The following is a 4644-nucleotide window of genomic DNA, read 5'->3' as shown; positions in this document are numbered from 1 at the left end:
AGGTGGGACGGCTCTCCCGAGCCGTCCCACCTGGGCCGCCGGTGTCATTTCCGGGCGTTCCGCCCCGCAGCGCGCCCCACCCCGCCACCATCACGGGCATGTACCCCCGCGCCACCGTCGACCGCGCCCTCCGCCTGCACGCCCGCGGCCTGGACGACGCCGACGTCGCCCGCGCCTGCGGCGTCTCCGTCCAGGCCGTCCGCCACTGGCACACCGGCCGCCGCCGCTCCCCCGCCGCCGGACGCGACCGCACAGCGTACTGCCCGCGCTGCGGCTCCGGCACCCTCGACACCGCCGCCTACGCCCACCTCCTGGGCCTCTACCTCGGCGACGGCCACATCGCCGCGTCGCGCCGCGGCGTGTACTACCTCGCCGTCTTCTGCGACGACCGCTATCCCGGCCTCATCGAGGAGTGCGCGCGGACCATGACCGCCGTCCTGCCCTGCTCCGCCCACCGGGTCCGCCGCACCGGCTGCACCGCCGTGCGGTCGGCCTCCAAGCACTGGCCGTGCCTGTTCCCCCAGCACGGCCCCGGTCCCAAGCACACCCGGCCGATCCGGCTGGACCCGTGGCAGCGGGAGGCCGTCGACGCCCACCCGGGCGCGTTCGCGCGCGGGCTGCTGCACTCCGACGGGTGCCGGGTGGTGAACCGGGTGCGGCGCCGGGTCGGGGGCGCGTGGCGGTACTACGCCTACCCGCGCTACTTCTTCGCCAGCGCCTCCCCCGACATCGCCGGGCTGCTCTGCGCGGCGCTCGACCGGTTGGGCGTGGCGTGGACCCGACGGGTGCAGCAGCGGCGGCACGACCGGTGGGCCGACGCCCACATCGTCTCCGTCGCCCGGCGTGACGACGTGGCGCGGCTGGACCTGCACGTCGGGCCCAAGCGGTGACCTCCCGTGGGGGGCCGGGGCACGCGCTGTGAGCGGTCACATCACGGCTACAACCTGAGCACAACCCGTGGGTTTGGGCGCCGGCGGGCGTCCCCGTCACCGATCCTGGAACTCCGGAGTGTTCCGGGCAGCGGTCCGCCGGCGGCGGCCGCCGTCCGATGTGGAGGGGGTGGCCGGTGCTCGCCGCGGTGGCCGCAGTGGTCGGGGCGCTGACGACCGGCGCCTGGGCCGTCGTGGCCTGGGGGTCCAAGCGCCGCCAGCCGTGGTCGATGGCGCCCCTGCCCGTTGTGGCGGGGCTGCTGGTCCTCGTGGGCGCGCCCGGGTGGGCGTTCGTGCCGATCGCGCTGCTGGCGGCGGGCTCCTTCGCCGAGCTGGTCATCGGCGCCCGCGAGGCCCCCGCGCTGCGCACCAAGGACCCCGAGGGCCCGCTGACCACCGAGCGGTGGGCGGCGGCGGTCGCGGCGCCGTTCCGGGTGGCGCTGGCCGAGCCGTGGGACGTGGTGGTGCGACCGCAGCTGCGCCGCCAGTACCGGCGGGTGTTCGAGGCCGAGTGGGACGTCGTCGACCGGGAGTCGCTGCTGGCGGCGGTCGACCGGCTGTGGGAGGAGCTGCACGCCGGCCCCAGCGCCGACCTGGTGGTCGACCTGCGCACGGGGACGGTGCGCGACCGGGCGGCCGGCGGCGCCGGCGGCGGGCTGGTGCTGACCCCGGAGCAGGTGGCGCGGATGCGCGAGATCACGGGGGCGGACGACTCCGCCGAGACCGTGGTGATCGGCGCCTACCAGTGGTGGCGGTCGGTGCACCTGATCCGGTTGGCGTGCGGCGGGGCGACGCTGGACTGGTTGAGCCCGACCGAGACCCGGAACCTGCTGCGGCGGGTGGCGTCGGACCTGCAGCGCCGGTACGTGAGCTGGCGGCAGTTGGCCGAGGCGTTCCACGGGGGGTACCTGCTGTGGCACGGGGGCGGCGGGGCCGAGGACACCGGCGGCGACCGGGTGTGGACCGCGCTGGGGCTGCTGACCACCGATCCGGCGAGTCCGTGGAACCTGCTGCCGTGGGACATGCCGCTGGAGCGGGTCTCCTATGAGTCCGGGGCGGTGGAGGAGGAGCAGCCGCACGCGGGGCGGGCGGGGTCGGCGGGCCGGCCGCGGGCACCGCGCGTACGGTGGCGGGGCGGCGGGCGCGAGGCCGTGGGCTGACCGACCCTGGCAGGCCGTCGCGGGGTGCGAGGCCGTGGGCCGATCGTTCCCCGCGGGCCGACGCGGGGTGCGCGGCGGGCGCGAGGCCGTGCGCTGATCGCCCCCGGCAGGCCGTCGCGCGGGACGGGCAGGGCGGGCATCGGCCCCGTGAACGCCGTCAGGCCCCTCCCCGGGCGGGCGCGGGTGCGCCTCCCGGGGGATGGGGCCTCGTGGTGTGCGCGGGGTGTGTCAGTCCCCGTGCGGGGTGCGCGGCCGGGTCACTTCCCGTGCGCGATGGCGTCGCCGATGCGGTGGACCCGCAGCGAGTTGGTCGACCCGGGCGTTCCGGGCGGGCTGCCGGCGACGATGACGATCTTGTCGCCCTTCTGGTAGACGCCCATGTCGAGGAGCTCACTCTCGACCTGGCGCACCATCTCGTCGGTGTGGTCGACCCAGGCCACGCAGTGGGTCTCGACGCCCCAGGTCAGCGAGAGCTGGGAGCGGGTGGCCGTGGTGGTGGTGAAGGCCAGCAGCGGGATGGGCGACCGGTAGCGGGCGAGGCGCCGCGCGGTCTCGCCGGACATGGTGAAGGCGACCAGGGCCTTGGCGCCGACGGTGGCTCCGACCTCGGCGGCGGCGCGGGCGATGGCCCCTCCGGTGGTCTCGGGGACCCGGTTGAGGATGTGCGAGGCGCGCAGCGACTCCTGCTCGGCGGCGGCGACGATGCGGGCCATGGTCTGCACGGTCTCGATCGGATACTTGCCGACGCTGGTCTCACCCGACAGCATGACGGCGTCGGCGCCGTCGAGGACGGCGTTGGCGACGTCGGACGCCTCGGCCCGGGTGGGGCGGGGCGCGCTGATCATGGATTCGAGCATCTGCGTGGCGACGATGACCGGCTTGGCCTTGTCGCGGCAGCGTTCGACGGCGCGCTTCTGCACCATCGGCACGTTCTCCAGCGGGAGTTCGACGCCGAGGTCGCCGCGGGCGACCATGACGCCGTCGAAGACCTCGATGATGTCCTGGAGGCGTTCGACGGCCTGCGGCTTCTCGATCTTGGCGATGAGGGGGACGCGTACCCCGACCTCGTCCATGATCTGGTGGACCTCGTCGGCGTCGGCGGGGCTGCGCACGAAGGACAGCGCGACCATGTCGACGCCCTGGGCGAGGGCCCAGCGCAGGTCCGCCTCGTCCTTCTCGGTGAGCGCGGGCACGCTGACCGAGACGCCGGGGAGGTTGAGTCCCTTGTGGTTGGAGACGGTGCCGCCGATGATCACGCGCGTGTGGACGTCGGTGCTGGTGGTCTTGGTGCATTCCAGCACGACGCGGCCGTCGTCGATGAGGACGCGGTCGCCGGGTCGGACGTCGCCGGGGAGGCCCTTGTAGGTGGTGGACACCCGGTGGGCGTCGCCGGCGACGTCGTCGACGGTGACCGTGAACTCGTCGCCGGGTTCGAGGTCGACGGGGCCGTCGGCGAAGGTGCCGAGGCGGATCTTGGGCCCCTGGAGGTCGGCGAGGATGCCGACGCTGCGCCCGCTGGCCTGGGCGGCCGCCCGGACGTTGTCGTAGTTGGCGCGGTGGTCTTCGTGCGTTCCGTGGCTGAGGTTGAGTCGCGCCACGTCCAGTCCGGCGTCGACGAGTTCGCGGATGGTCTCCGGACTCGACGTGGCCGGACCGAGGGTCGCGACGATCTTTGCTCGACGTGTCACGGTTAACACTCTAGGGCTTGTAGGTCGTGGAATGGTCTAAACCAGGTTTCGGCCGGGTGCACGCGGGGCCGCTACTTGGCGAACGCGTCGAGGGCGGCGCGGTTGAATGCGGGCAGGTCATCGGGTTTGCGGCTGGTGACGAGCGTGTTGGCGCCCATGGCGCAGACGACGACCTCCTCGTCGACCCACTCGCCGCCGGCGTTGGTGATGTCGGTGCGCAGGCTGGGCCAGGAGGTGAGGCGGCGGTCGCGGACGGCGTCGGCCTCGACCAGGGTCCACGGGGCGTGGCAGATGGCGGCGACGGGTTTGCCGCTGTCGAAGAACTCCTTGACGAAGGCGACGGCGCGCTCGTTGGTGCGCAGGAAGTCGGGGTTGGCGACGCCGCCGGGGAGGACGAGGCCGGTGTAGTCGGCGGCGGTGGTGTCGTCCACGGTGGTGTCGACGGGGAAGGTGTCGGCCTTGTCGAGGTGGTCGAACCCCTGGATCTCGCCGCTGTCGGTGGAGACGAGGCGCGGGGTGCCGCCGGCGTCCTGGACGGCCTTCCAGGGGTCGGTGAGCTCGACCTGTTCGACGCCTTCGGGTGCGACGAGGAAGGCGATGGTCTTGCCGGTGAGGTCGCTGGCCATGGTGGTGACGTCCCCCTTCGGGTGGTGTGCGGTGGGCCGCCGGGTGGCGGCGCTCCGGTCCCACTGCCCGGTGGAGGGGGAGGTTACGCGTGTGGATCGGCGGGCGCGGACGGGCGCGGGCGATCGGGGGGCGCGGCGGCCGGGGTGCGGCGGCTCTGCGCGGCGGCCGGCGCGGGGCGCGGGGGGCGCGGGGCGCGGGGCGCGGCCCGGTGGGGGCGCGGGGGGGGGGGGGGGGGGGGGG

General features: G+C 74.8%; 4 protein-coding genes. 2 read left to right on the top strand and 2 right to left on the bottom strand.

Translation table 11 applies throughout. The features are described 5' to 3' along the window. The first annotated feature begins 98 nt into the window (after positions 1 to 98). Both NT8_RS27250 and NT8_RS27245 read left to right on the top strand, forming a co-directional pair. Positions 99 to 890 carry a helix-turn-helix domain-containing protein gene (locus NT8_RS27250; protein ID WP_067975748.1) on the top strand — a complete coding sequence of 264 codons (792 nt, stop codon included), beginning with the start codon at positions 99 to 101 and terminating at the stop codon, positions 888 to 890. A 176-nt stretch (positions 891 to 1066) separates the two neighbouring features. Then, complete coding sequence (locus NT8_RS27245) at positions 1067 to 2089, top strand: DUF1266 domain-containing protein (protein WP_084469327.1); 1023 nt, start codon at positions 1067 to 1069, stop codon at positions 2087 to 2089. Positions 2090 to 2346: 257 nt separating this feature from the next. Here NT8_RS27245 and pyk read toward each other — a convergent pair whose 3' ends face one another. Next, a complete protein-coding gene (pyk, locus tag NT8_RS27240; protein ID WP_067975745.1) occupies positions 2347 to 3777 on the bottom strand; it encodes a pyruvate kinase in 1431 nt (476 codons plus the stop codon). A gap of 71 nt (positions 3778 to 3848) precedes the next feature. After that, the gene (locus NT8_RS27235) at positions 3849 to 4403 is read right to left on the bottom strand and encodes a type 1 glutamine amidotransferase domain-containing protein (protein ID WP_067975742.1); all 555 of its coding nucleotides are present in this window, start codon (positions 4401 to 4403) and stop codon (positions 3849 to 3851) included. Positions 4404 to 4644: the final 241 nt, after the last annotated feature.

Origin of the sequence: Nocardiopsis trehalosi NBRC 14201 (genome assembly GCF_001552555.1) — a bacterium.
GTDB classification, from domain to species: domain Bacteria; phylum Actinomycetota; class Actinomycetes; order Streptosporangiales; family Streptosporangiaceae; genus Nocardiopsis_B; species Nocardiopsis_B trehalosi.
The sequence above is the reverse complement of the archived record's forward strand: the minus strand, read 5'-3'. Positions and strand labels throughout refer to the sequence as shown.